Source organism: Streptomyces angustmyceticus, from assembly GCF_040701845.1.
Lineage (GTDB): Bacteria > Actinomycetota > Actinomycetes > Streptomycetales > Streptomycetaceae > Streptomyces > Streptomyces angustmyceticus_A.
The window spans coordinates 69,886-94,095 of the sequence record NZ_JBFBHQ010000028.1; the positions used below are offsets into that span (position 1 = coordinate 69,886).

Annotated in this window: 24 protein-coding genes; 8 read left to right on the forward strand and 16 right to left on the reverse strand. The window is 74.2% G+C overall.

Annotated elements, in window-relative coordinates; all coding sequences use genetic code 11:
* Positions 1–30 precede the first annotated feature (30 nt).
* A complete protein-coding gene (locus tag AB0411_RS32920; RefSeq protein WP_366420936.1) occupies positions 31–453 on the forward strand; it encodes a hypothetical protein in 423 nt (140 codons plus the stop codon).
* Here the strand turns inward: AB0411_RS32920 and AB0411_RS32925 are convergent.
* A complete protein-coding gene (locus AB0411_RS32925; RefSeq protein ID WP_366420937.1) occupies positions 410–1,066 on the reverse strand; it encodes a nucleoside/nucleotide kinase family protein in 657 nt (218 codons plus the stop codon). The two genes, AB0411_RS32920 and AB0411_RS32925, sit on opposite strands and share 44 nt — an antisense overlap.
* Before the next feature lie 104 nt (positions 1,067–1,170).
* On the opposite strand from AB0411_RS32925, the gene AB0411_RS32930 reads away from it, so the two are divergent.
* Both AB0411_RS32930 and AB0411_RS32935 read left to right on the forward strand, forming a co-directional pair.
* Positions 1,171–1,683 (forward strand): hypothetical protein, encoded by a 513-nt coding sequence (locus tag AB0411_RS32930; RefSeq protein WP_366420938.1) that lies wholly within the window; start codon positions 1,171–1,173, stop codon positions 1,681–1,683.
* A 247-nt stretch (positions 1,684–1,930) separates the two neighbouring features.
* A complete protein-coding gene (locus tag AB0411_RS32935; protein WP_366420939.1) occupies positions 1,931–2,698 on the forward strand; it encodes a MerR family transcriptional regulator in 768 nt (255 codons plus the stop codon).
* On the opposite strand, the gene AB0411_RS32940 is transcribed toward AB0411_RS32935, so the two are convergent.
* From AB0411_RS32940 to AB0411_RS32970, 7 genes are all read right to left on the reverse strand, one after another.
* Positions 2,674–3,966, reverse strand: coding sequence for a class I SAM-dependent methyltransferase (locus tag AB0411_RS32940; protein WP_366420940.1), 1,293 nt, complete (start codon positions 3,964–3,966; stop codon positions 2,674–2,676). The two genes, AB0411_RS32935 and AB0411_RS32940, sit on opposite strands and share 25 nt — an antisense overlap.
* A 259-nt stretch (positions 3,967–4,225) precedes the next feature.
* On the reverse strand, positions 4,226–4,807 hold the full coding sequence (locus AB0411_RS32945) for a GNAT family N-acetyltransferase (RefSeq protein WP_366420941.1): 582 nt from the start codon (positions 4,805–4,807) through the stop codon (positions 4,226–4,228).
* Positions 4,808–4,943: 136 nt separating this feature from the next.
* A complete protein-coding gene (locus AB0411_RS32950) occupies positions 4,944–5,552 on the reverse strand; it encodes a DedA family protein (RefSeq protein WP_366420963.1) in 609 nt (202 codons plus the stop codon).
* A 311-nt stretch (positions 5,553–5,863) separates the two neighbouring features.
* Positions 5,864–6,328 (reverse strand): DoxX family protein, encoded by a 465-nt coding sequence (locus AB0411_RS32955; RefSeq protein WP_366420942.1) that lies wholly within the window; start codon positions 6,326–6,328, stop codon positions 5,864–5,866.
* Between the two features lie 79 nt (positions 6,329–6,407).
* On the reverse strand, positions 6,408–8,507 hold the full coding sequence (locus AB0411_RS32960; RefSeq protein WP_366420943.1) for an FAD/NAD(P)-binding protein: 2,100 nt from the start codon (positions 8,505–8,507) through the stop codon (positions 6,408–6,410).
* Between the two features lie 206 nt (positions 8,508–8,713).
* Positions 8,714–10,462, reverse strand: coding sequence for an alkaline phosphatase D family protein (locus AB0411_RS32965; RefSeq protein WP_366420944.1), 1,749 nt, complete (start codon positions 10,460–10,462; stop codon positions 8,714–8,716).
* 133 nt (positions 10,463–10,595) lie between these two features.
* On the reverse strand, positions 10,596–11,240 hold the full coding sequence (locus AB0411_RS32970; RefSeq protein WP_366420945.1) for an HNH endonuclease family protein: 645 nt from the start codon (positions 11,238–11,240) through the stop codon (positions 10,596–10,598).
* 211 nt (positions 11,241–11,451) lie between these two features.
* Between AB0411_RS32970 and AB0411_RS32975 the strand changes: the two genes are divergently transcribed.
* Together AB0411_RS32975 and AB0411_RS32980 are read left to right on the forward strand one after the other, a co-directional pair.
* Positions 11,452–12,210, forward strand: coding sequence for an ABC transporter permease (locus AB0411_RS32975; RefSeq protein WP_366420946.1), 759 nt, complete (start codon positions 11,452–11,454; stop codon positions 12,208–12,210).
* Between the two features lie 179 nt (positions 12,211–12,389).
* On the forward strand, positions 12,390–12,971 hold the full coding sequence (locus AB0411_RS32980) for a TMEM165/GDT1 family protein (RefSeq protein ID WP_086721272.1): 582 nt from the start codon (positions 12,390–12,392) through the stop codon (positions 12,969–12,971).
* A gap of 101 nt (positions 12,972–13,072) precedes the next feature.
* Here AB0411_RS32980 and AB0411_RS32985 read toward each other — a convergent pair whose 3' ends face one another.
* The gene (locus tag AB0411_RS32985; protein WP_366420947.1) at positions 13,073–13,735 is read right to left on the reverse strand and encodes an HAD-IA family hydrolase; all 663 of its coding nucleotides are present in this window, start codon (positions 13,733–13,735) and stop codon (positions 13,073–13,075) included.
* Between the two features lie 263 nt (positions 13,736–13,998).
* The gene (locus AB0411_RS32990; protein ID WP_366420948.1) at positions 13,999–15,120 is read right to left on the reverse strand and encodes a peptidoglycan-binding domain-containing protein; all 1,122 of its coding nucleotides are present in this window, start codon (positions 15,118–15,120) and stop codon (positions 13,999–14,001) included.
* A 232-nt stretch (positions 15,121–15,352) separates the two neighbouring features.
* Here AB0411_RS32990 and AB0411_RS32995 point away from each other — a divergent pair, with 232 nt between their 5' ends.
* The gene (locus AB0411_RS32995; RefSeq protein ID WP_366420949.1) at positions 15,353–17,431 is read left to right on the forward strand and encodes an MFS transporter; all 2,079 of its coding nucleotides are present in this window, start codon (positions 15,353–15,355) and stop codon (positions 17,429–17,431) included.
* 76 nt (positions 17,432–17,507) lie between these two features.
* Here the strand turns inward: AB0411_RS32995 and AB0411_RS33000 are convergent, their stop codons facing one another.
* The 3 genes from AB0411_RS33000 to AB0411_RS33010 all read right to left on the reverse strand — a co-directional run bounded on the left by AB0411_RS33000 (position 17,508) and on the right by AB0411_RS33010 (position 18,999).
* On the reverse strand, positions 17,508–18,080 hold the full coding sequence (locus AB0411_RS33000) for a GNAT family N-acetyltransferase (protein ID WP_366420950.1): 573 nt from the start codon (positions 18,078–18,080) through the stop codon (positions 17,508–17,510).
* Positions 18,081–18,143: 63 nt separating this feature from the next.
* Entirely contained in the window at positions 18,144–18,476 is a 333-nt protein-coding gene (locus AB0411_RS33005; protein WP_366420951.1) for an antibiotic biosynthesis monooxygenase family protein, read from the reverse strand.
* A 61-nt stretch (positions 18,477–18,537) separates the two neighbouring features.
* Complete coding sequence (locus AB0411_RS33010; RefSeq protein ID WP_366420952.1) at positions 18,538–18,999, reverse strand: DUF2000 family protein; 462 nt, start codon at positions 18,997–18,999, stop codon at positions 18,538–18,540.
* A 67-nt stretch (positions 19,000–19,066) separates the two neighbouring features.
* On the opposite strand from AB0411_RS33010, the gene AB0411_RS33015 reads away from it, so the two are divergent.
* Positions 19,067–19,933: an AraC family transcriptional regulator gene (locus AB0411_RS33015; RefSeq protein WP_366420953.1), complete on the forward strand. Its 867-nt coding sequence runs from the start codon at positions 19,067–19,069 to the stop codon at positions 19,931–19,933.
* A gap of 159 nt (positions 19,934–20,092) precedes the next feature.
* On the opposite strand, the gene proP is transcribed toward AB0411_RS33015, so the two are convergent.
* The 3 genes from proP to AB0411_RS33030 form a co-directional block, all read right to left on the reverse strand.
* On the reverse strand, positions 20,093–21,586 hold the full coding sequence (proP, locus tag AB0411_RS33020) for a glycine betaine/L-proline transporter ProP (RefSeq protein ID WP_366420954.1): 1,494 nt from the start codon (positions 21,584–21,586) through the stop codon (positions 20,093–20,095).
* 484 nt (positions 21,587–22,070) lie between these two features.
* Positions 22,071–23,102, reverse strand: coding sequence for a CU044_5270 family protein (locus AB0411_RS33025; RefSeq protein ID WP_366420955.1), 1,032 nt, complete (start codon positions 23,100–23,102; stop codon positions 22,071–22,073).
* Positions 23,095–23,844, reverse strand: a complete 750-nt coding sequence (locus AB0411_RS33030; RefSeq protein WP_366420956.1) for an RNA polymerase sigma factor — start codon at positions 23,842–23,844, stop codon at positions 23,095–23,097. Before AB0411_RS33030 ends, AB0411_RS33025 begins: the two co-directional genes overlap by 8 nt.
* Positions 23,845–23,970: 126 nt before the next feature.
* Here AB0411_RS33030 and AB0411_RS33035 point away from each other — a divergent pair.
* A partial coding sequence (locus AB0411_RS33035; protein WP_366420957.1) for a cbb3-type cytochrome c oxidase subunit I occupies positions 23,971–24,210 on the forward strand: 240 nt, incomplete at its 3' end.

Sequence of the window (24,210 nt, forward strand, 5' to 3'; positions counted from 1 at the left end):
CGGGCGGTCGACGAGAAGGGTGGACGGCGGATGAAGGTCGGTCTGTTGCGTGCGGTCGGGGTGGCCACGGCCGTGTACGGAGTGGCGGTGGCGGCGCTGCCGGATCTGCTGGCGCGGCCCTCGGGGCTGGTCGACGGCGAAGGGCGGACCGCGCCGGCGACCCGGATCTCGCTGCGTCCACTGGCCTGGCGGGACGCGGCGAGCGGGCTGGCGATGGCGCTGGCCCCGGACGGCCCGGCGCTGCGCACCGCCGCGTATGTGCGGATCGCGGCGGACTTCGGGGACGCCGTGCTCCTCGGTGCGACGCTGCCGGGCCGCGACCGGAGACGGAAAGCCGTGGCGGTGTCGGTCGGGTGGGGTGCGCTGTCGGTGGCCGGGCTGCTCGCCCGAGGGCGGCGGGGGAACGGGGTTATGTGCGCGGTGGAGGCGGGGCCTCTTCGGGTGCGAAGGTGATGACGAGGTCGGCGCGGTCGCGAGTGGCCGCGACGACGCGGGCGTTGGCCTCGTCCGAGGTGTGCACGAACCGTTCGGCGTCGGCGCGCGGGCGTCCGAACCGCTCGTGCCGGTCGACCAGTCGCCGGACCCGTTCGGAGGTCTCCAGCTCCACGTACCAGACCTCGTCGAGCAGTTCCCGGACCCGCGGCCACGGGGCGGAGTCGAGGAGGAGGTAGTTGCCCTCGGTGACGACGAGGGGGATGTGGGGTGCCACGGGGATGCTGCCGGCCACCGGCTCCTCGATACGGCGGTCGAAGGCCGGGGCGTAGACGGCGGTGTCCGGCTCCGGGGAGCGCAGGCGCGCCAGCAGCGCAGCGTATCCGGCGGGGTCGAAGGTGTCCGGGGCGCCCTTGCGGTCCGTACGGCCCAGGCGTCGCAACTCCGCCTCGGCGAGATGGAAGCCGTCCATCGGGACGAGCGCCGCCCGGCCCGCCAGCTCGGCCACGAGGTGGGCGGCGAGGGTGGACTTGCCGGCGCCGGGCGGGCCCGTGATGCCGAGCAGCCGCCGTCGGCCGGGGGTCGCGGTGGCCGCGAGCCGGCGGGCGCGGGAGAGGAGGTGCCGGGGATCCATGGTGCCTCCATCGTGCCTGAGGGGCGGGGTGCCGGTGGGATGTCCGCCGGAGCCTCCTGGGCAATCCGCACCCGCCCGGTTCACGGTTTCAGTAGTCTCGCGCAATGGTGTCCGACACAGTCATCGTGGGCGTCCTCACCTTCATCGGAACCGGGTTGGCCACGGCGGCCGGGCTGTGGCAGTGGCAGCGCGCCCAGACGCGCGAGGCGCGGGCGAACTTCCGCACGCGACGGGTGGCGGCGCTGAAAGAGGTCTGGGAGGCACTGTCCGACCTCGAAGAGTCGCAACGTACGTCCATGGCGAGCCGGGCCGGCTCCGAGGCTTCCGGACGAAGCGGGATGAGGCAGGTCAACCTTCTCCTCCTCAGGAGTTCGCCCTTCCTCCGGCCGGACGAGCAGGAATGGGCACAGGCCTTCGCGCAGCGTGTGGTGGAGATAGACGCCCTGGTCCGGGCCGGGGTGCTGGACCACCGGCCCGACGACGATCTCTGGTGGGAGACCACCGCACCCCTGCCCCCGGCCGCACATGTCGCGGGCAGGGCCGCATACGAGCTGATGGAGCTGCGCGGAAAGCTGGGTGAGCGCTATGCCGCGGTCCTGCGCGGGGACCACGCATGAGGGCGGGGCGCCTCGCGTGAAGGCGGTGCATGCGCGTCCCGCCGTTGCCCCCGGCCCGGCCGCGGCCCCTCGCCGGTCACTTCCTGGCTGATCACCGCATCCGGTCACCGCATCGGACCCTCATCGCGCCGGACGGGCAAGGTGCCGGATAGGGCTTGCGGTTGCCGTGGCGTCAACTTCTACGGTCGTTCGTGGGGCCGGAGAAACCGGCCCGGTGAGGGTAGGGCCTGCTCAGGGAGGCATGGCGATGGCCTGGTCGATTGCGGAGGTGGCCCGGATGTCCGGGGTGACGTCCCGGACGCTGCGGCACTACGACGAGATCGGTCTGCTGCCGCCCGCGGGGACCGGCAGCAACGGGCACCGCTACTACGAGGAGGCCGATCTGCTGCGGCTGCAGCAGATCCTCCTGATGCGGGAGTTGGACCTGGGGCTGCGCGAGATACAGGCGGTCCTGGACAGCCAGGTCGACCGGGTCGCTGTGCTGCGCGAGCACCACCGGCGGTTGATGGCGGAGCGGGACCGGCTGGAGACGCTGGTCCGCACGGTCGGACGGACCCTCGCCGAACTGGAGGAGCACGAGGAAGGCAGTGGCATGACGAAGATCAACAGGCCGGAGAACCTTTTCGAGGGGTTCGAGGCCGCCCGCCCCGAGGCCGAGGCCGAGGTGCGGGAGCGATGGCCGGCGGCGTGGGAGCAGACCCAGCAGGCCGTCGCGGCGATGACCGCCGAGGGCATGGAGCAGTGGCAGCGTGAGGTGACGGCGCAGATGATCCGCATGGCGGAGTTCATGGTGGCCGGCACCCCGGTTGCCGATCCTGCGGTGCAGGCCGAAGTGGACGCCCACTACCAGGACGTCTGCCGGTTCTGGACCCCTAACGCGGACGCGTACAAGGGGCTGGGCCGGACCTATAGCGACGACCCGCAGTTCCGCGCGAACTACGGCAAGATCGCCGAAGGGCTGGCCGACTACCAGCGCGACGCGATGATCGTCTACGCGGACGCGCGGCTCAGCTGACCGACGTGCGGCGGAGCCGACCGGGGCGCGGCCTCGCCGGCCGAGGCGCGACCGCGTGCCCGGGCGGCGCCGGGCGCGTCCCGGTCGGCGAGGCCCAGGCGCCACAAGGAGGTGACCTCGGCCGCGCGGGCCACGTGGAGCGGGTCGGAGGTGTCGCGGGCTCGGGGGTGGCGCGGGGAGATGTCGAGCCGGTCCAGGACGGTGAGGCCGGCCTCGGCGAAGGCGTCGAGGAGCTCGGCGTGCGAGCGCAGGCCGAGGTGTTCGGCCAGGTCGGACAGGATCAGCCAGCCCTCGCCGTCCGGTGTCAGATGGTCCGCGAGGCCGCTCAGGAAGCCGTACAGCATCCGGTTGCCCGGGTCGTACACCGCGTACTCGACGGGCGAGGTCGGCTTCGCGGGCACCCACGGGGGGTTGCAGACGACCAGCGGGGCGCGGCCGGCCGGGAACAGATCGGCCTCGACCACGTCCACCTGCCCGGCGACGCCCAGCCGTTGGGTGTTCTCACGGGCACAGGCCAGCGCGCGGGGGTCCTGGTCGGTGGCCACGACCCGGCGGACGCCGCGCCGGGCCAGCACCGAGGCCAGTACGCCGGTGCCGGTGCCGATGTCGAACGCCAGCTCCTCGCCGGGCAGCGGCGCCTCGGCCACCAGGTCGACGTACTCGCCGCGGGCCGGGGAGAAGACGCCGTAATGCGGATGGATGCGGTCGCCGCCGAGCGCCGGGATCTCGACGCCCTTCTTGCGCCACTCGTTGGCGCCGATGAGACCGAGGAGCTCGCGCAGCGAGACCAGGGAGGCGGCCGGAGCCGTGCCCCCGGTGGTGCCCGCGGTCTCGTCGGCCGTCTCCCCGGTGGCGGGCTCGCCGGGCCCGTACGCCCTGGCGCAGGCCTCGCGGACATCGGGGGCGCGGTGCAGCGGAACGGCGAGGTCCGCATCGAGCGGGACCAGCAGCATGCCCAGGATGCGGGCGCGGTGGTTCTGCGCGGCCCGGTGCACATGGAAGGCCTGGGTGACATCGGCGGGCGGCGTCTTGCGGGGGCGGCGGTCGATGCGGCGGGCCAGTGCCGTCAGCAGTTGGCGGGCATTGTGGAAGTCGCCGCGCCACAGCAGCGCGGTGCCCTCGCAGGCGGCTCGGTAGGCGTCGTCGGCCTTCGTCCGGTCGTCCGCGAGGGCGATGCGGCGGGGTGGCGGGGTGCCGTTCTCGGAGCGCCAACGGGCGGATCGGGGCTCGTCGGCCTCGGTCCATTCGACGACCGGCGGTTGGTTCACCGAAAAGTGCCTCTGTGTGTGGTTCGGGCCCGTCCCAGGGGTGCCGCTGGGGTTGCGGCGCCGGTCCGGCGCCGGGGGAGCGGTGCGGCGCTCGCGGGGACGGTGGGCGGGGGTGGTGAAGGTCGACTTTACTCTGTGCCGGCCGTGCGCCCGGCCCCCGCGGTCGGCTGCGCAGGCCGGGGACCGGGCCGGGCGAGGCCACGGCGCAGCGGAACCGGGCAGGGCCGGAGCGGGCCGTCGGGCGTCCGCCGGGCCGGGGTCAGGCGATGCCGAAGGCCGCGGCGTAGCGCACCGTGCCGTGCGGGGGCGGGGAGCCGTCCAGGGACAGGGCCAGGAAGGCCTCGTCCGGCCAGGGCTGCGGGGGCAGGATGCCGAACCGGCCGGCGGGGGTGAAGCCGAAGCGCGGGTAGTACGGCGGGTGGCCGAGCACGACCGCGGTCCGCTCGCCGGCCTCCCGCGCCGCCTCCAGGAGCGCACTGATCACCGCGCTGCCCGCACCGCACTTCTGGTACCCGGGCAGCACCGCGCACGGGGCGAGCGCAACGGCCGGGACGTCGTCGATATGGCAGCGCGTCAGCAGCGCATGGGCGACGGGCGCGCCGTCCGGGGGCCCGGCGACGTAGGACAGCTGCGGCAGCCAGGCCGCCGGGTCGCGGCGCAGCGCGTCGACGAGGTCCGCCTCGCCCGCCGTCTCGAACGCGGCGAGGTTGATCCGGCGGACGGCCGGTACGTCCTGGGCGGTTTCGGGGCGGGGGTGCCAGGCGCCGCGGGCCGTGGCGGGGGCCGGGGGAGCGCCGCTGCCGGTGGCCGGTGAGCCGTCGTTGCGGTGGGAGCTGCTCATGCGGGGCATCGTCGCACCGGGGGCCGGCGGGCGGCCAAGGGTTTTGGGGGCGACGGCGGGTCGGCTGCCGGCGACGGGGGCCGCAGCCTCCGTGCCAGGGCCCCGCCGGCGTCCGGTCGGTCCCGTCCCCGCCGCGTCAGTGGGCGGTGCGGCGGTCCGGGCGGCGCATCAGGAAGGCGGCGGCGGAGCCGGCGGCGAAGAGGGCGATCACGGAGAGGGCGGTGCCCACCCAGGACGTGCCGAGCCAGTGTCCGCCGAAGTAGCCGAGGCCGACGCTGTAGGCGGCCCAGGCGAGGCCGGCCAGCGCCGACCAGGGGAGGAACTCGCGGACCGTACGGTGCGCGACGCCGGCGCCCAGGCTGACCACGGAGCGGCCGGCGGGGGCGAAGCGGGCCAGGACGACGATGCCGCCGCCGCCTCGCGTCAGCGCCGCGCCGAGTCGTTTCTGCGCCGCCGTCAGGCGACGGGAGCGGGCTATGGCGCGGTCGAAGCGGTCGCCGCCGCGCCAGGCGAGCCGGTAGGCGACCATGTCGCCGAGCACCGAGGCGGTGGCCGCGCACAACATCAGGGCGAACATCTCGGCGGGGTGGGTGTGGGCGGCGGAGGTGACGTCGACGCCGCCGACCGCGTCCGCCGCGGTGCCGGTGCCGGCGGCCGTGGTGGCCGCGGCGATCACCAGGACCCCGCTGGGCAGGATCGGCACGAAGACATCGAGCACGATCGAGAGACTGACGATCAGATACATCCAAGGGGTGCCGCTGAGGGCCCCCAGTCTTTCCAACAACGTCCTGCTCCCGGTCCGAACCCCGCCGCGACGTCGCTCGGTGCGGCAGGGGCGGCCCTTCAGCCATACAGCGTACGCCTGGGATTCGCGGGCCAGGGGACGGGGTGCGGGGAGGTCCCGGGGCCGGTGGGGAGGCGCGCCCCCGAGGCCCGTACGGAGGGATGCCCCGGGGCCCGTACGGCGAAGACGCGGCGCGGCCCGCACGGCGGGGAGGCCGTACGGGCCGCGTGGAGGCGGGGCCGGGGCGGTGCCGGTCCCCGCCGGGGTGTGCGTCAGGCGGCGGAAGGCTCCTGGTGAGCGGCCGGAGCCTGCGCCCGCTCGCCCTCGCCGAAGAAGACCCGGTCGAGGGCCCACGAGCCGGGGCCGATGAAGAAGATCAGCAGGAAGGCCCAGCAGAACATCGCGGAGGCCTCGCCGCCGTTCTGTATCGGCCACAGCGCCGAGCCCTGGTGGGCGGAGAAGTAGGCGTACGCCATCGAGCCGGAGCTGATGAACGCCGCGGGGCGGGTGCCCAGGCCGAGCAGTACGAGGAGGCCGCCGGCCAGCTGGATCACGGCCGCGTACCAGCCCGGCCAGGCGCCGGCGGGGACGGTGCCGCCCTGGCCCATGGCGCCGCCGAGGACGCCGAAGAGCGAGGACGCGCCGTGGCAGGCGAAGAGCAGCCCGACGACGACGCGGAAGAGCGCGTGCACGTGCGGGGTCGATCTCTGGATGAGCGGGGAGAGGGGTGTGGACATGTGGGGACTCCTAACGGTTTTGGGGACGAGGTAACCGTCGGAGACAGAGGTTAGGGACACCTAAGCAGTACTTGCAACTTCAACCTCTGGTCAAAGGGGACCTTTGGCCTGAACTGGCCGCGCCGACCACCGGAACCACGGCCGGAACCCCGCCGGCACCCGCCTCCGCGCCCCTTTCCGGACCCGTGCCCCGTTCCGCCACCGGGTCCGCACCTCCACCCCGGCCCGCACTCCTGGGGACCGCCGCACCCGCCCCCGGGCCCGCCGTCGCGGCCCGCGCACCGGCCGCACTCGCCCGTGCACCCACCGCCGCCCGCAGCGCCGCCCGTGCCACGGCGTCCGTGTCCGACAAGGTGACCGACCCGACGCCGGGGCGTGCCCCCGCTGCCGTCACCCAGTGCACGCCCTCCGTCGGCACGCCGACCGCGAAGCGCCGCTGGTGGCGCCGGCCGTCGGCCCCGACCAGGTGATACGGGCTCGGTGTCACATCGAGCCCGCCCGTCTCATGGCCGTCCACGGTGTGCGGGCGGCAGCCGCCGTCGGCCAGCAGGCGGGCCAGCAGCGGGTCCGCGGTGCGGCGCAGGTCCGGTTCCGGCAGCCGCGCCTCGATCAGTGCCGTCGCCGTCACCTCCGAGCCCGGAACGTCCGGCGAATGCGCCGTGAAGCCGGGGCCGCCGCCGTCGGCGGTGCCGAGCCGGACGGACATCCGGGGGCCGACCACCTCCAGCACCCCCGCCTCGATCAGCGCGGTCATCTCCTCGATCCGGCGCCGCGGCGGCCCGATGGACAAGAAGGCGTTGAGCGGGGTGTACCAGCGGTCGAGGTGGTCGCGGCGGGAGGCGCCGGCCAGTCCGCCGTGGTCGACTATCTGCCGCAGCTCGTTGCGCAGGTCCCGCAGCACGTCGAGGGCCGCCTTGAGCGGGCCGGACACGTTGTCCTGCCGGGCGTGTGCCACGTCCTGGCGCAGATGTCCCAGCAGCCACTCCCGGAAGGCGGCGCGGTCGGCGAACGACCGTTGCGCGTACGGCCGGGAGATCCGGTCCCAGTCCCAGCGTTCGTCCGGGGCGATCCCGAAGGCGTCCAGGGCGGCGGCCTCCTCGGGGCCGCGGTGGGCGCAGCTCACGAAGCGCTCCCGGAAGCGGTGGCGCAGCTCGCCGCCCGCACCGCGCCGCCGCAGCAGCGCCTCGTAGTGGACCGCCTCCACCTCCTTGGCCACCAGCGGCCAGACCTCCGTCAGGAAGTCGGGCAGGTCGCCGGAGTCCGCGCGCTTGCGGAAGGCCGCTATCACGTCCGGGGTGAGCAGCAGCGGCAGATGACGGCCGTGCGCGCCCTTCGCGTTGTCGCCGCGGGCGTGGTACGGGACGCCGCGCCGGGAGCCCGCGTACAGCCGGGGCTCGCGGCCGGACGGCAGGTACGCCGGCGTCCCGTCGGCGCCGCGGACGAACCGGCCGCCGCGGGCCGTGGTCAACAGCGCCATGTGGTCGAAGAAGTTGAGGCCCAGACCGCGCAGCAGCACGGGCCGGCCCGGGGCCAGCGCCGCCAGGCCGGCGGAGAGGTCGGCGGGGTTGGCGGGCGGGAGGTAGTGCAGGCCGTGCCCGGCGGCGTAGTGGGCGAGGTGCTGCTGCCCGGGGTCGGCGACGGCCGGCAGATGGCCCTGGGCGAGCACCACCGCGCCCAGCCCGTGCAGCGTGCGGCCGTCGTCGAGGGCGAGCGACTGCGAACCGTCGGCGGCCTCGGTCAGGTGCACGGCACGGGCCCGGTGCACCACGACCGTCACCTCCTCGGGGGCGGTGCGCACGGTACGGCGGAAGACCCACTCCAGATAGCGGCCGTACAGCGCGCGCCCCGGATAGTCGTCCGGGCCGACGTCGCAGCCCTCCCAGTCGTACAGGCTCGGCCCGGTGCGTATCGGCCCCGCGCACTCGACGCTGTCGTCGGTGAACAGCGTGACCTGCGAGGCCACGGTGTTCATCAGCAGCTCGGGCGGCTGGGCGGTGCGCCACACCTGGCCCGCGCCGGGCGGGGCGGGGTCGACGACATGGACGGTCAGGCGGGCACCCGGGGCCAGTTCGGCGGCCGAGGCGCAGATCCGCTCCAGAACGCTCGTCCCGCGCGGGCCCGCGCCGACGACGGCGAGGGCGGGCCGGTGCTGGCGGTCGGCGAGATGGTCGGCGGCCAAGAGAGGCCCTCCCTGGGGCGGCGGACGGCCGGCGCGCGCGGGCGCGGCCGCCCGGGAGTGCGGGCGACGGGCAAGAGTGCGCCCCATCATCACCGCCCGATCCGCCGCGGCGGCACCCGGGGGTGGGCAAAAATCCGTTCGGACCCGGGGCCGTTGCCCGGCCCGCCGGGCCCTGACGGAGGCTTAGCGGAACCGGCGCGTCCGCATCATCCGGTCTTCGGCCGTTCGGTTCCCGGTGCACGCCCGCCCGCATCGCCCGATTTCCCGGCAACCCGCGCATCGGACAGCGCCGCCCGCCAGACCGTGACGAGCCGGACGCCGCCGCGCTTCTCCCGGCGGGCCTGGTCCAGGGCGAGGCGCGCCGTCCGGCCCGCCAGGGTCAGCGTCATCAGCTGGTTGCCGAACCACGGGCCGCCCGTGCGCCGCCACTTCACCGCCGGCCGGGTCAGCCGCCCGTGCCGGGCCAGCAGCTTTCCCAGCCAGCGGCCCGGCCGGCTCCAGCCGAAGCGGAAGCCGGCCTGCAGCGAGCCGGGGATGCTGTTGTGGACGGGGGAGCAGGTCAGCTGCAGCACCCGGCTCGTGGGCCGCGGCCCGCCGCCGCGCCAGTGCGGCTCCGCCACGTACGCATGGTGCACGTCGCCGGAGAGCACACAGACCGTCGCCGGTGCGTCCGTGCCGGCGGCGGCCTCGGCGATCAGCTCGGTGAGCGCGGTGAACGAGCCGGGGAAGGCCGCCCAGTGCTCCAGGTCGGCGCGCTGGCGCAGGAATTCGCTGCGGCGGGCCCAGCGGGGGCCGCGCTCGCCGGCGCACAGCGCGGCGTTCCAGCCCTCCGCGGCATGGATGAGATGCGGCATCAACCAGGGCAGCGAACTGCCGAGCAGCAGATGGTCGTAGCCGCCGCGCCCCTCCAGCACCGCCTGCCGCAGCCATTCGCCCTCGGTCTTGTCGAGCATCGCGCGGCTGCCCTCGTCCAGCACCCGGGTGGCCCGGGTGTCGATCATGACCAGGCGGACCCGGCCGAAGTCGCGGCGGTAGCTCCAGCGCGCGCACGCCGGATCGGCGTCCGCGCCGGCCGCGAACTCCCGCACCGCGTCCGTCGCGTCCGGCAGCGCCCGCACCCGCGCGTACAGCTCGTCGGCGGCCAGCTCGGCGGGCGAGAGGTTGCCCAGGTGCTGGTGGACCCAGTACGACATCAGGCCGCCGAGTATCCGCTCCCGCCACCAGGGGGCCGCCCGCATCCGGGCCAGCCAGGCCGCCGAGGTGTTCCAGTCGTCGATCACATCGTGGTCGTCGAAGATCATGCAGCTGGGGACGGTGGACAGCAGCCAGCGGACCTCGGGGTCGAGCCAGGATTCGTAGTAGAGGTGGGTGTACTCCTCGTAGTCGGCGACCTGCTTCCAGGGCGGCTCGCCGAGGTCGCGGCGGCCGGCCAGGACACGGGCGGTCGCCTCGGAGGTCTGGTCGGCGTAGACCTGGTCGCCCAGCAGGAGCAGCACGTCCGGGCGCGGCCGGCCGGGATCGGCGGCCAGTGTGGCGGCGAGGGTGTCCAGGGCGTCGGGGCCGACCGGGTCGTGCGCCGCGTTGGAGGGCGTCGCCGACCAGCGGCAGGAGCCGAAGGCGAACCGCAGCGGTTCGCCGGGGGAGGCGGGGAGGGTGCGGATGGTGCTCGCCGGGAAGCGGCTGCCGGGCGGCGGCCAGACCTGCTCCCCGCCGTCGCCGGGAGCGGCGTCCGGCGCGTCCAGCAGGACCTGGTAGGGCGTCTCGGTGCCGGGGGCGAGGCCGGTCACCGGGACCAGCGCATAGTGGTGCCCGGCCACCTGCCAGGTCCGTTGCGCGCCGGCCGCCCCGTCCTCGCAGCGGACGTGCACCACGCACGGCCCGTCGGTCTCCACCCACACCGTCGCGCTCTGCGCGTCGACGTAGCGCAGCAGCGGCCCCAAGCGCAGTCCGGCCATCGGTGCCTCCCCACTTGTCGTGGTCAGAGGATAGGAGCACAACGTGCGCGGTGGGGGGCCGGGGCGGCGGCGCGCCCGCCGGCCGTGGTTTCGGCCGACGGGCGCGCGGGACGGTTGCGCAGAACCGGACCGGTCAGCAGCCGTCCAGGATCTTCTTCAGGGCGGCCTTCTCCGCGGAGTCCGCGGTCATGCCGTACTCATGCTTCACCCACACCCACATCCGGGCGTACTCGCAGTGGTACGAGGCCTTCGGCGGCAGCCACTTCGCCGGGTCCTTGTCGCCCTTCTCCTGGTTGAGGTTGTCGGTGACGGCGATCAGCTGGGAGTGGGTCAGGTCGTTGGCCAGCTCCTGGCGGCGCGCGGTGGTCCACTGCGCGGCGCCCGACTTCCAGGCCTCCGACAGCGGTACGACGTGGTCGATGTCGAGGTCGGCCGGCTTGGTCCAGGTCTCGCCGTCGTAGGCCGAGACCCACTTGCCGCTGGTGGCCGCGCAGCTGTCGTCCTGCTGCACGTCCGTGCCGTCGCGCTTGAGCACCACCTCGCGGGTGTTGCAGTTCTTGCCCTGGTCGATCCAGTGCGGGAACTTGTCGCGGCTGTAGCCGTCCTGCGGGCCCTCGGCCTGTTCCTTGATCTGGCCGAGGTACGTCCGTGCGGTGGCCGCGTCCGGCGGGCTGGGCGGCGCCGCCTGGGCGGACTGGCCGCTGAGGGCCAGCGTGCAGACCAGGGCCGCGGCCGATCCCGCGGCGAGAGTGACTCGACGCGCGTAGACCTTTTTCATCGAAAACTCCCGGAATGTGGGGGGAAGTTGCCGTGCGATGCGGAGCCCATCGTGGCGATGTGGGGTTTCCACGAGATGGGCGCCAGGTAACAGAGTGGCGACATGCCCACGTCACTTCAAGGGGAGCTGACGAGGCGCCATAAATGCATCACGGCACTCCGGTTGAGTCGCTCCCGCGCATGCGCCCCTGCCGCCGCCCTACAGTGAGCGCGTGCTGCTGCCGGTCAACGTCACGCTCGGGGTCGTCCTCGCCGTCCTGCTGGCCGCCGCCGTGGCCACCGCCGCGCTGGCGCGCCTCGGTCATGCCCGCGCCATCGCCGTCGCCGGACTGCGCGCCGCCGCCCAACTCGCCGCCGTCTCCTACCTCATCGGCTGGGTGGTGCACGCCCTGCCCTGGCTGCTGGGCTTCCTCCTGCTGATGTTCGCGGTCGCGGTGCGGACCGCGGGCCGCCGGATCACCCAGAACCGCACCTGGTGGTGGGCCGCCGCACCGATCGCCGCCGGGGTCGTCCCGGTCGTGGCCCTGCTGCTGCTCACCGGCCTGGTGCCGCCGCGCGGCCTGACCCTGATCCCCGTCGCGGGCATCCTGATCGGCGGCGCGCTGACCGCCACCGTCCTGGGCGGGCGGCGGGCGCTGGACGAGCTGGAGACGCGGCGCGGCGAGTTCGAGGCGGGCCTGGCGCTGGGGCTGCCGGACCGCGACGCGCGGATGGAGGTCGCCCGCCCGGCCGCCTCGGACGCCCTGCTGCCGGGGCTCGACCAGACCCGGACCGTGGGATTGGTCACACTGCCCGGCGCGTTCGTCGGGATGCTGCTGGGCGGCGCGTCCCCCGTACAGGCAGGTGCCGTGCAGTTGTTCGTGCTGGTGGCCCTGCTGGCGGTGCAGGCGGCGGCCTGTGCGACGGTGCTGGAGCTGGTCGCCCGCGGACGACTGCACCGCGTACCCTGGACGGCAGCAGAAGGGGAGTAGCTCTCTGCCGGACCGTCGACATACTGCCCGCCCCCGTGGCGAGCCGGCGCCCGGAGCGCGGTGCCCATCCGTACCGCGCCAGCGAGACCTTCGGCCGCAGTGTTCGACGCTGCCGTGCCGAAGCGACCCCTTTCCCGGGCCCCTTTGGTGCGGCCCGACCGATCGAGGTATTCCACCCCGTGTTCAGCCTTACCGTCGCCGCCGTCGTCTTCGGCGTCGTCTTCCTCGCCGAACTGCCCGACAAGACCGCCCTCGCCGGCCTGATGCTCGGCACCCGCTACCGCGCCTCGTACGTCTTCGCCGGCGTCGCCGCGGCCTTCCTCGTGCATGTCGCGCTCGCCATCGCCGCGGGCAGTGTGCTCACCCTGCTCCCGCACCGCTGGGTGCAGGGCGTGGTCGGGGTCCTCTTCCTGGCCGGCGCCGCCGTGCTGCTGTTCCGGAAGGGCGACGACGAGGAAGAGGTGAAGAAGCCCGCCGACCAGAGCTTCTGGAAGGTCTCCGGGGCGGGCTTCATGATGATCCTGGTCGCCGAGTTCGGTGACCTGACCCAGATCATGACCGCCAACCTCGCGGCCCGTTACGACGACCCGCTCTCGGTCGGCGTGGGCGCCGTGCTGGCCCTGTGGGCGGTGGCGGGCCTGGGCATCCTGGGCGGCCGCACGCTCATGAAGTACGTACCGCTGACGCTCATCACCAAGATCGCCGCGGGAGTGATGCTGGTGCTGGCGGGCTTCAGCCTGTACGAGGCGATCGCCGGCTGAGGCGTCCGCGGGCCGGGACGGCCGTGGGGTGCGGGGCGGGCTCCTCGGGAGGTTCTCGGGGGCGCGCCCCGCCGCCCGCGGCCCCTGTCCCGCGTGGGCCCTCAGGCCGTGAGGTGCACCGCGACCGCGCCGTCCGCCGGCACCTCGACCCGGACCCGGGTGAGGTCGCGCACCTGCGCGGTGGGGCCGAAGGCGGCGGCCCGGTCGCCGACGCCGACCACCCGCATGCCGGCCGCCCGGCCGGCCTCGATGCCCGCCTCGGAGTCCTCGAAGACCAGGCAGTCCTCGGGCGCGAAGCCCAGCTCGGCGGCGCCCTTGAGGAAGCCCTCCGGGTCGGGCTTGCTGGCGCTCACGCTCTCCGCCGTGATCCGCACGACGGGCATGGGCAGCCCGGCCGCGCCCATCCGGGCGTCGGAGAGCGGGACGTCGGCGGAGGTCACCAGGGCGTGCGGAACGGTGGCGAGGGCGGCCATGAAGGCGGGTGCGCCGGGGACCGGCACCACGCCGTCCATGTCGGCGGTCTCCTGCGCCAGCATCCGGCGGTTGTCCGCCAGGTTGAGCTCCATCGGGCGGTCCGGCAGCAGCGCGGCCATGGTGGCCCAGCCCTGCCGGCCGTGGACGACCTTGAGGACCTCGTCCGCGTCCAGCTCCTGCTCGGCGGCCCAGCGGCGCCAGCAGCGCTCGACGACGGCCTCGGAGTTCACGATCGTGCTGTCCATGTCCAGCAGCAGGGCGCGGGCGGTGAGCGTGGTGGTGGCCGGCATCGGCGGGCTCCTGGGCGCTACGGGCACACGGGCGCTGCGGCCGTATGCGAACGGTGCGGATCGCACGAGGGAACAGAGCGGCTCCGCCCGCCGGTCAGGGAGTGCGGGCGGAACCACTTTGTTTCTTCACGATACAAAATGTACCCCCGTGTCGACAACCGGGCTGGTCAGCGACCTGGGACCGGGGTGCGCCGGGCAGCCGGAAACGGACGCGGCGGGACCGGCCGGGGACCCCGCCGGCGGAGCGCGTCCGGGCTCACGGTTCACGGCTCGTGGGTGCGGGACTCCAGGGACGCCCGGGTCCGCGCGCCGTAGACGCCGTCCGGGTCGCCGGTCACTCCGTAGGTCTGCTGGTAGCGGGACACGGCGGCCCGCACCTCCGCGTCGTAACGGCCGTCGTCCGGGCCCGGGTAGAGGGACAGTTGCCGCAGCCGCCCCTGGAGTTCGGCCACTTCCGGGCCGGCGGCTCCCTCGCGCAGCACGATCGGTCCCGTCGGCGGGGCGCTGGGGCCGTGGGTGCCGGGGGAGTGCGTGACGCTGCCGGACGCCCGGGTGGGAGCCGGGGCGGGCGTCGCCCCGGTCGAGTAGCGCCGTACGCCGACCGTGGGGCCGGGGACGCCGGTCGGGGCGGGCGGCGGCGGACGGGTCGCGGAGCGGGAGGGGGCGGCGCTGCGGCGGGTGGGGGCGGGGACTTCGCCGGTGGGGAGGCCGGCGCTGGGGGAGGCGGCGCCGCGGTCGGGTGGCGCGGCGCGGTCCCGGGTGCCGCCGGACAGGGCGTCGGTGGTGATCAGGACCGCGGCGGCGGCGACCGCGGCCCCGGCGGCGGCCAGTACGGCCGGCACGGTGCGCCGGCGGGCGGGAGCGGAGGGCACGGCGCCGGCGGGCGGCTCGTCTTCCGCGGCGCTGAACGTCCGGGAGGCCGGGCCGGGGCGGCGCCGCGCTCGGGGGAAGAGCGGGTCATGGGCGGCAGGGCCGGCGGAGACGGCCGCCGGGCCCGGGGCCTGCGGCGGGCCGGGGAGGAGCGGGCCGGGGAGGAACGGGCCGGGGTGCAACGGGCCGGGCGGGGGCGGCGGTCCGGTGGCGGAGCGGTCGGCGGGTGCGGGCCGCTCCGCCCGGTGCACCGCCGCGTCCACCCCGGGTAAGTCGTCCAGCAGGTCGCCCCGGCCCGGCGGGCCGACGCCCGTTCCGCCGTCGGTGCGCCGCGGGCCGCCGTACGCGGGGTCGCCCGCCTCGCCGTCCTCGCCTTCGTCCTCGTCGGGCAGTGACACGTACGGCCGAACGCGCAACGGATCAAAGTCGTCCGCGTCGACCGCCGCACACAGGCAGGTCGGCCGGCCGCCGCCGCGTACGGGGGCGGAGCAGTGCGGGCATGCCGGTGCCGTCACGAGCGGTCCCCTCCCTGGAGGCATCGAACCGGCAGCGATTATCCAAAGGACGCACCCGTTCGCGCAGGCGCTCGAAGACATCCGTACGGCATACCCCGGGTGTCCCCTGAACGGCCCTGGATGCCGAACGCCGTTCGGCGGGCCATATCCGGGCGAACCACCCAGGATGGAAGGGGTCCGAAGGGCGGTCCGCGACGGAAGGGGCGGCCCGGCCGAACAGAGGGAGACGCCCATGGCGCAGGACACCGGTGCTCCTGCCGTCCCCGGCGCGGACCGGTCCCGGCGGACGGTCCTCGTCGCGATCGGCGCGTTGCTGCTCGGCATGCTCATCGCGGCGCTCGACCAGACCATCGTCGCCACCGCGCTGCCCACCATCGTCAGCGAGCTCGGCGGCCTCGACCACCTCTCCTGGGTGGTCACCGCCTACCTCCTGGCCGCGACGGCCGCGACTCCGCTGTGGGGCAAGCTCGGCGACCAGTACGGCCGCAAGAAGCTGTTCCAGACCGCCATCGTGATCTTCCTGGTCGGGTCGGTGCTGTGCGGTGTCGCGCAGAACATCGGGCAACTGATCGCCTTCCGGGCCCTCCAGGGCCTGGGCGGCGGCGGGCTGATCGTGCTGTCGATGGCGATCGTCGGCGACATCGTGCCGCCCCGCGAACGCGGCAAGTACCAGGGCCTGTTCGGTGCCGTCTTCGGCGGCGCCAGCGTCCTGGGACCGCTGCTCGGCGGGCTGTTCGTGGACCACCTCAGCTGGCGCTGGGTGTTCTACATCAACGTCCCCGTCGGCATCGTCGCGCTCGCCGTCATCGCCGCCGTGCTGCACATCCCGCGCCGCCGCACCCCGCACCGGATCGACTACCCGGGCACCGCCCTGATCGCCGCGGTCGCCGCCTGCTTCGTCCTGATGACCTCGCTCGGCGGCGTGAGCTACCCGTGGTCCTCCTGGCAGATCGTGGGATGCGGCGCACTCGGCGTCGTGCTGCTGGCGGTGTTCCTGGTCGTCGAGCGCCGGGCCGCCGAACCCGTCCTGCCGCCGCGCCTGTTCCGCAGCCGCTCCTTCACGCTGACCGCCGTCATCGGCTTCGTCGTCGGTTTCGCGATGTTCGGATCGATGACGTATCTGCCGACGTTCCTGCAGGTCGTGCAGGGGGTGACCCCGACCCTGTCCGGTGTGCACATGCTGCCGATGGTGTGCGGCATGCTGCTGGCCTCCACCGGGTCCGGGCAGATCGTCAGCCGCACCGGCCACTACAAGGTCTTCCCGATCGCCGGCACCGGCGTCGTCGCGCTCGGACTGCTGTTGCTGCACCGGCTCGACCCGTCCAGCGGCGTCGCCGAGATGAGCGCGTACTTCTTCGTCTTCGGCTTCGGACTCGGCCTGGTGATGCAGGTGCTGGTGCTCATCGCGCAGAACGCCGTCGTCTACCAGGACCTGGGCGTCGCCACCTCCGGTGCCACCTTCTTCCGCTCCATCGGCGGCTCGTTCGGCGTGTCCCTCTTCGGCACGGTCTTCACCAACCACCTCCGGCCGCGGATCGCCGACGCCGTCGCCGGGGTGCCCCTGCCGCCGGGCGTCGACGCCGCCACGATCGCCGAGGATCCGCGGACCGTCGCCCGGCTGCCGTCCGGACAGGCCGCCGGCGTCCTGCACGCCTACGCCGACTCGATCACCGATGTCTTCCTCTACGCCGTCCCCGTCGTCCTGGTCGCGTTCGTCCTGGCCTGGTTCCTCAAGGAGGAGCCGCTGCGCGGCAGCGTCACCGCCCCGGACACCAGCGAGGTGCTCTCCTCCAACCCCGTCGAGCGGTCCTCGCGCGACGAATGCGCCCGCGCCCTGTCCAAACTCGGCAGCAGGGAAGGCCGCAAGCACATCTACGAGAAGATCACCGCACGGGCCGGCCTGGACCTCAGACCCGCGGCCGGCTGGCTGATCCTGCGCATCCACCGCTGCGGCGCGGTGGAACCGGCACGGCTCGCCGAACGCAGCACCGTCCCGCTCGGGGTGCTCGCCGAGAGCGTCCGGCAGATCGAGGAACGCGGACTCGCCACCCGCGACGGGGTGTTGCTGCGGCTCACCGGCGACGGCCTGGAGACCGCCGAACGGCTCTCGGCGGCCCGGCAGCAGTCGCTCGCGGAGCTGCTCGGCGACTGGTGGACCGACGACCGGCCCACCGACCTCACCGCACTCGTCCGCGAACTGACCGCGGAACTGTGCGGCTCGGACGAGGAGGAACCCCACCACGGCGACACCCGCCGCCCGCTGCCCCGCATCCCTCCGCGCACGCCGGGGCCGCCGGATCTTGCCAAGTGAGTGGGGAGGACGGGGTGTCGGCGGGGGGATCCGGTGGCCGGCGGGGAGGCTCGGCGCCCGGATGCCGCACCGGCCGTCAGCCGGTGCCGGTCGGCGCGCCCCCGCCGCCCGCCCGGTCGTCCCCGGCGTCCGGGCCCGCCAGTCGCTTCTCGAAGAAGATCTCCGCGTAGGGGTCCTCGTGGTACGGATCGATCTCCACGAAGCCGTGCCGCCGGTAGAGCGCGACGGCCTCCACCAGGTCCAGCCGGGTGTCCAGCCGCATCCGCTCGGCGCCCAGCCGCACCGCGGCCCGCTCGGCGGCCGTGAGCAGCACGCCCGCCCCGCCGCGGCCGCGCCGGGCGGCCCGTACGAACATCTGCTTGAGCTCCGCGGTCCGCGCGTCCAGCATCCGCACCCCGGCGCAGCCCGCCACCGCCCCGCCGTGGCGGGCCACCAGCAGCACGCCGTCCGGTGGCGTCAGATCGGCGCTGGGGTACTCCGCGATGCCCTCGTCGATCTCCGCCGGCGTCGAACCGCGGCCCTCGTGCAGGGCGAAGTACCGGTCGGCCACTTCGGTGTAGTACTCGCGCAACAGCGCCCCGGCGTCCGGTGACCCGACCGGCTCCGGGGTGACGGTCCAGGGGAGGCGCAGGGTGGCGGCGTCGCTCATGTCGTCATTGTGGGCACCGGGGCGGCGCACGGCGCAACGGATTTCGAGCGACGCCGCCGGGGCTCAGCCCTGCTTCGGACCGGTCTGCTGCACCACCTCGAAGGACCACAGCGTCGACCCGGACGCGGCGGGCTTGGGCCGCTCGCCGCCCTCGGCGCCGGCACCCTGCTGGTGCGCGGCCTTCATCGGCCCCTCCATCCACGCCTGGAACGACTCCTCGTCCCGCCACCGGGTGTAGACGAGGTACTGGTCGGTGCCCTCGACGGGGCGCAGCAGCTCGAACCACTCGAAGCCGTCCGAGGAGTCCACCGTGCCGGCGCGGGAGGCGAAGCGCTTCTCCAGGACCTCTCGCTGCTCGGTGGGCACGGTCAGTACATTGATCTTCACGATGCTCATGGCGACCATCGTGCCGCATGGTGCACGGCGAGGGCAGGCCAGGGCGGCGGGCGCGGCCCGGTCAGCCGTGCAGTTTCAGGCCCTTGGTGATCTTGTCGACGATGCCGCGGGGGCCGTAGACGGCGAGCCCCACCAGGTCCAGGTCGTCGGCGGCCACCGCCCGTACCGCCGCCCGGTTGTCGTCGTCGTTCCCCGTGGCGAACATGTCGGCCGTGTACACCGCGGTGGGCACGGCCCGGCTCAGCGCGCGGGCATGGGTGCGGGTCAGGGCCGCGGCGTCGGCGGCGTAGCAGAGCACCGGCTCGCGCAGCAGTGCCAGGTAGCCGTGGCCGGAGGCGTCCTCGTAGGGCTTGCCCATGATGTCGCCGGAGGCGTGCGCGATGCCGCTGGCGAGGAACGCGGTGACGTTCAACTTCTGCCAGCCGGCGAGGTCGTCCCGGACGATCACGGCGATCTTGGTCTCGAAGCGGGGAGCGGCCGGTGCCGTACGGGGGGATTCGGTTGCGGTGGGTGCGGTCGTCATACGGGGAGTCTCGTCCGCCATCCGGACTGCCGTATTGAACGCTGGTGCGGCCCGGCAGACTGGAGCGATGAGCAGGCAGCACGACGGGGACTGGGCGCGCTACTGGCGCGATCCGGACCGGCCGCTGGAAGCGATGCACGCGCACTTCGTCCGCCATGTCTTCCATCCGCACAGCCACGACGCCTATTCCTTCGCGGTGACCGAGAGCGGCGCCCAGCGTTTCACCTGCCGCGGTGCGGGCCACACCAGCGCCGCCGGCATGGTGATGGCGTTCAACCCGGACGACCCGCACGACGGGGAGTCCGCCGTCGAACTCGGCTTCACCTACCGGATCATGCACATCGGCCCGGACGTCGTACGCGCCGTGCTCGACGACGTGACGGGCGGCCGGGGTGCCATGCCGCTGTTCGACCGGCCGGTGGTCGACGACCCGGTGCTGGCCCGCGCGCTGCGGCGGCTGCATCCGGCGCTCGTCGGCGGCGCCGATCCCCTCGTACGGGAAGAACGGCTCACCGCGGCCGTCGAGGCCATGGTGCGGCGCAACGCCACGGGCGGTGCCGCGGCGGCCGGACCCCGCGAACTCCCCGCGGGCGCACAGGCCGAGGCGGCCCGGCGGGCGCGGGATCTGCTGATGGCGGCCTTCGACCAGCCGCTGTCGGCCCAGGAACTCGCCGACGCCGCGGGATGCAGCCGCTTCGCGCTCTACCGGGCGTTCCGCGCCGAGTACGGCATGGCGCCCAGCGACTTCCAGCGGCTGCTGCGCCTGCGCCGCGCCCGCACCCTCCTCGCCGAGGGCCGCGCCGCATCGGATGCCGCCGCCGAGGCGGGCTTCGCCGACCAGGCGCACTTCCACCGCTGGTTCGTGCGCTGCTTCGGCATCACCCCGGGTGCCTTCCGCCGGGCCGGCGCGCGGGGTGAAGGGGCGAAGGGCTGAGGGACCGAGCGGGGCGGGACCTCCGCGCCGGCCACCGCAGAGACGTCCGGCGCGGGAGGTCGCCGAGCACAGCACTCCGCCCCGCCGGCGGAGGCCGACGGGGCGGAGCGGAGCAACGGTGCCGGTGATGCCGGCCGGTGCCCGGGGCGGTCCGGGCGGTCAGGCCGCCGAGTCGGCCGTGGCCGGTGCGCGGACCTCGCGGGCCTCCGCCTCGGTTTCGACGGCCGGCGGGGAGCCGGGCAGCGGCTTGCGGGCGCTCTCCGACATCAGCAGGACGGCGATGCCGCCGATCACGGCCGCCGCCATCATGTAGTAGGCGGGCATCATCTTGTTGCCGGTCGCGCCGATCAGGGCGGTGACCACCAGCGGCGTCGTGCCGCCGAAGAGCGACACGGAGACGTTGAAGCCGATCGACAGCGAGCCGTAGCGCACCTTCGTCGGGAACAGCGCGGGCAGCGTGGACGGCATCGCCGCGGTGAAGGTGACCAGCAGCAGGCCGAGGGCGGCCATGCCGACCGCGATGGCGGCCAGCGATCCCTGCCGGATCAGCAGCAGGGCGGGGACGGACAGCACCAGGAAGCCGACGCAGCCCGCGCCGATGACCGGGCGGCGGCCGAAGCGGTCGGTGAGCCGGCCCGCGAACGGCTGGACGCACATCATGAGGACCATCACCGCGAGCACGACCAGCAGCCCGTGGGTCTCGTCGTACTTCAGCTCCGAGGTCAGGTAGCTCGGCATGTACGACAGCAGCATGTAGTCGGTGACGTTGAAGACCAGGACCAGGCCGATGCACAGCAGCATCGACCGCCACTGACCGAAGATCATCTCGCGGACGCCGATCCGCTTCTCGGCCTCGCGGCGCGCCTTCTCCTTGGTCCGCGCCTCCTTCTCCAACTGGGCGAAGGCCGGGGTCTCTTCGAGCCGCATCCGCAGGTAGAGGCCGATGACGCCCATCGGTCCGGCGATCAGGAACGGGATGCGCCAGCCCCAGGAGGTCAGGTCCTCGGTGGACAGCAGCGCGGTCATCAGCGTGACCAGGCCGGCGCCGCCGACGTAACCGGCCAGGGTGCCGAACTCCAGCCAGCTGCCGAGGAATCCGCGCTTCTTGTCGGGTGCGTACTCGGCGATGAAGGTGGAGGCGCCGCCGTACTCGCCGCCGGTGGAGAAGCCCTGCACCAGGCGGGCGACGAGCAGCAGGATCGGCGCCCCGACGCCGATGGAGGCGTAGGACGGGATCAGGCCGATGGCGAAGGTGCCCGCGGCCATCATGATCATGGTGATCGCGAGGATCTTCTGCCGGCCGATCTTGTCACCGAGCGGCCCGAAGACCATGCCGCCGATGGGGCGGACCAGGAACGCCGCCGCGAACGCTCCGAACGTCGACAGCAACTGCGCGGTCGGATTCCCGGACGGGAAGAAGACGTGTCCGAGGGTGACCGCGATGTAGCTGTACACGCCGAAGTCGAACCACTCCATCGCATTGCCGAGCGCGGCCGCCGAGACGGCACGCTTGACCATCACGGGATCGACGACGGTCACCTCGCCCGATGCCTGCTGTGCCGGATCGGACGGCTGTTTCCGCTCGGTTGCGGTGTCGGCACGGCCGCCGACGGGGTTGCGGGGCCCGGGGGCGACGGGGGACTGCGTCGGCACGTGCTCGCTCGCCTGCGCTCTCTTTGGACGACAACATGACTCCGCCCGCCTCGGGCGGGCCACAGCCCGCCATGGAGCGGCGGGCAAAGGTCGACCATAGGGGCAGACCGGATCATCACGGACAGTGCGCGGACGACCGCGCAGGTGGCCGTATACCCGCTCCTTGCAGGGGAAACGCCCTGTCGGGAAGCAATCAGTGGCGCTTAGGTCTGTGATCCATATCGCGGTGATCCGCTGCAACCCTCACGGGTTTGTGAGGTGGGTCACGGGGCGGCCGGCCGGCCGACCGGCCGGGAGGGGGAGGCGGCGGGACCGGGTGCGCGAGCGCGCCGCTCGGGGTACGCGCACGACGCGTACGGACACGAGAACGGCGCGGCGGCACAGTGCTGCCCGCCGCGCCGAGGTGGATCGTCGCGTTCTCTCAAGGATCGGCCATGACCGCCGGCCCCGCCACTCGGGCGCGGGCCGGCGGGGAGGCGCCGGCTCACGGCATCCAGGCCTCGTACGACATGACCTCCCCCGCCTTGACCCTGGAGTCCCGGTCGTCCTTGGTGAAGGTGATCTCCAGCCCGAGGAGTTCGCCGGTGCGCGGATCGAGGATCACCATCTGCCGGGTGGCGTTCGCGGCGCCGTCGGGACCGTCGTACACATAGGCCAGACCGCGCCGGCCCAGCCGGTCGGTGACCGCGCCCGCCTGCCGCAGCCCGTCGGCATCGGCCAGGATCCGGGCGACGGCGGCGGTCTCCCGCGGGCCCGGGGTCCACTCCTGCCGGAAGGAGGAGAGCGCGGACAGGAGCTCGGGGGTGGTGCGGAGGCCGCCGGGCCCGCCGTACAGCCACGACAGCTGTTCCCGCAGGCCCGCGGGGTCCGTCGACGGCCGCGTACGGGAGGCGAGGCCGCCGTGCTGGGCTTCGGAGCCCGCGGGGTAGGTCTTGCGGTGCAGCACCTTGCCGTCGCTCACGGTCTGCCACCGGCCGTCGTCGTCGTGGATCACCGGGCGGCCCGGATGCCGCGGGTCGGTGGCCACCACCAGCTCCGAGCCGCTGCCGTCGGCGTGCCAGCGGGTGATGTGCTCCTCGGGCACGGTGACGGGCGGATCGGCGTCGGGGCCCGACTCCATGGTCATGTACCAGCTCTGCAGATGACTGCCCCGGCGCGGCCCGTCCCCGGCGCCGGCCGCCCGCGCCCTGGCCTCCGCCCGGCGGGCGAGGACGTCCAGCGGGACGGACGGGGCGTCGGCGCGCAGGGCGAGGGCGGCGGGCGCGGCGACGGCGGGGCTGCTGCCGGCGCCGGAGAAGGCGAGCGCCAGGGCGGCGACGGCGGCCGCCGATACGGCGGTCAGCCCCATCACCAGGCGGTTACGGCGCACGGGACGGGGGCGGCCGCGCGGGGCGGCGCCGGCGGTCAGGTCCTGCAGGCGGGCCTCGGCCCGCGCGGTCAGGGGGCGGTCGCGCCAGGGTCCCTCGTCGGCGGAGACGGGGTCGGCCTGCCGCAGCAGCTCCAGTTCCTCAGTCATGGCGGCGGCCTCCCGCTCGGGTCGGTACGGGGTGGGGGGAGCGTCGGGTGGGTTCGGGGGCGGGGGAGTCACGGGTGGGGCGAGTGGGTGCCGGGCGGGGTGCGGGCGCCGAGGGGGAGGGGAGACGCGACGGCGGTGCGTCGGCACCTGGCGGGGGTGCGTCGGACCGCGGTGGGGGTGCGTCGGACGGCGGCGGTGGCGCCTCGGGCCGTGGCGGAGGCGCCTCGGGCCCGGTGGTGCCTCGCTGCATCCGCTCGATCTGGGTACGGAGCCGGCCGCGCGCCCGGTGCAGCCGCATGGCCGCCGCGCTCCGGCCGCACCCGAGGGTCACCGCCAGCTCGTCGATGCTCAGTTCCTCCCAGGCCGTCAGGCGCAGCACCTCCTGATCGGCCGGGGCGAGCCGGGTCAGCGCCTCGTGCACCCAGGAGCCGGGCCGCTCGGCGTCCGGGCTCTCCACGGTCTGTCCCCGCTGCGCCGCCTCGTGGTTGCCGAGCCGGTGCAGCAGCCGCCGGTAGCGGCCCAGCCCCCGCACCGTATTGGCCAGACAGTTGCGGGCCACCCCGTACAGCCAGGGCAGCGGCGCATCGGGAAGTTCGGCGCGTCGCCGCCAGGCTATGGAGAAGACCTCCGCCACCACTTCCTCGACTTCGTGTGCCTGCCCGTCCAGCCGCCGCGCCACGAAGCGGCTGACCGCCCAGTAGTGCGCGCGATAGGCCTCGGCGAAGGCGTCGTCCGTGCTCATGAACCCTTGGTGTCCGGCATGGCGCCGATCTTCACACCCTTGTGGGGTGAGACTTCCCACCGGCGCTCGGGCCCGCCGTTCCCGGCCGGGGGTGACGTCCGCGGCGGCCGCGGACACCTACGGAGCATGAGATCTCCCGTGAAGTGGCTGACGACCACCGACCACAAGACGATCGGCACGCTCTACCTGGTCACCGCGTTCGCGTTCTTCTGCGTCGGCGGGGTGATGGCGCTGCTGATGCGCGCCGAACTGGCCCGTCCCGGCCACCAGGTCATGTCGAACGAGCAGTTCAACCAGGCGTTCACGATGCACGGCACGATCATGCTGCTGATGTTCGCGACGCCGCTGTTCGCCGGTTTCGCGAAC

Bases quoted from the DNA above. Each gene is read 5' to 3' on its own strand.
- AB0411_RS33015 (WP_366420953.1), top strand. From the start codon at position 19,067: ATGAGCAGGCAGCACGACGGGGACTGGGCGCGCTACTGGCGCGATCCG.
- AB0411_RS32965 (WP_366420944.1), bottom strand. From the start codon at position 10,462: ATGGCCGGACTGCGCTTGGGGCCGCTGCTGCGCTACGTCGACGCGCAG.
- AB0411_RS32985 (WP_366420947.1), bottom strand. From the start codon at position 13,735: ATGCCGGCCACCACCACGCTCACCGCCCGCGCCCTGCTGCTGGACATG.
- AB0411_RS32955 (WP_366420942.1), bottom strand. From the start codon at position 6,328: ATGTCCACACCCCTCTCCCCGCTCATCCAGAGATCGACCCCGCACGTG.
- AB0411_RS33000 (WP_366420950.1), bottom strand. From the start codon at position 18,080: ATGAGCGACGCCGCCACCCTGCGCCTCCCCTGGACCGTCACCCCGGAG.
- AB0411_RS33025 (WP_366420955.1), bottom strand. From the start codon at position 23,102: ATGACTGAGGAACTGGAGCTGCTGCGGCAGGCCGACCCCGTCTCCGCC.
- AB0411_RS32945 (WP_366420941.1), bottom strand. From the start codon at position 4,807: ATGAGCAGCTCCCACCGCAACGACGGCTCACCGGCCACCGGCAGCGGC.
- AB0411_RS32995 (WP_366420949.1), top strand. From the start codon at position 15,353: ATGGCGCAGGACACCGGTGCTCCTGCCGTCCCCGGCGCGGACCGGTCC.
- AB0411_RS32925 (WP_366420937.1), bottom strand. From the start codon at position 1,066: ATGGATCCCCGGCACCTCCTCTCCCGCGCCCGCCGGCTCGCGGCCACC.
- AB0411_RS32970 (WP_366420945.1), bottom strand. From the start codon at position 11,240: ATGAAAAAGGTCTACGCGCGTCGAGTCACTCTCGCCGCGGGATCGGCC.
- AB0411_RS33005 (WP_366420951.1), bottom strand. From the start codon at position 18,476: ATGAGCATCGTGAAGATCAATGTACTGACCGTGCCCACCGAGCAGCGA.
- AB0411_RS32950 (WP_366420963.1), bottom strand. From the start codon at position 5,552: ATGTATCTGATCGTCAGTCTCTCGATCGTGCTCGATGTCTTCGTGCCG.
- AB0411_RS33010 (WP_366420952.1), bottom strand. From the start codon at position 18,999: ATGACGACCGCACCCACCGCAACCGAATCCCCCCGTACGGCACCGGCC.
- AB0411_RS32935 (WP_366420939.1), top strand. From the start codon at position 1,931: ATGGCCTGGTCGATTGCGGAGGTGGCCCGGATGTCCGGGGTGACGTCC.
- AB0411_RS32920 (WP_366420936.1), top strand. From the start codon at position 31: ATGAAGGTCGGTCTGTTGCGTGCGGTCGGGGTGGCCACGGCCGTGTAC.
- AB0411_RS33030 (WP_366420956.1), bottom strand. From the start codon at position 23,844: ATGAGCACGGACGACGCCTTCGCCGAGGCCTATCGCGCGCACTACTGG.
- AB0411_RS32930 (WP_366420938.1), top strand. From the start codon at position 1,171: ATGGTGTCCGACACAGTCATCGTGGGCGTCCTCACCTTCATCGGAACC.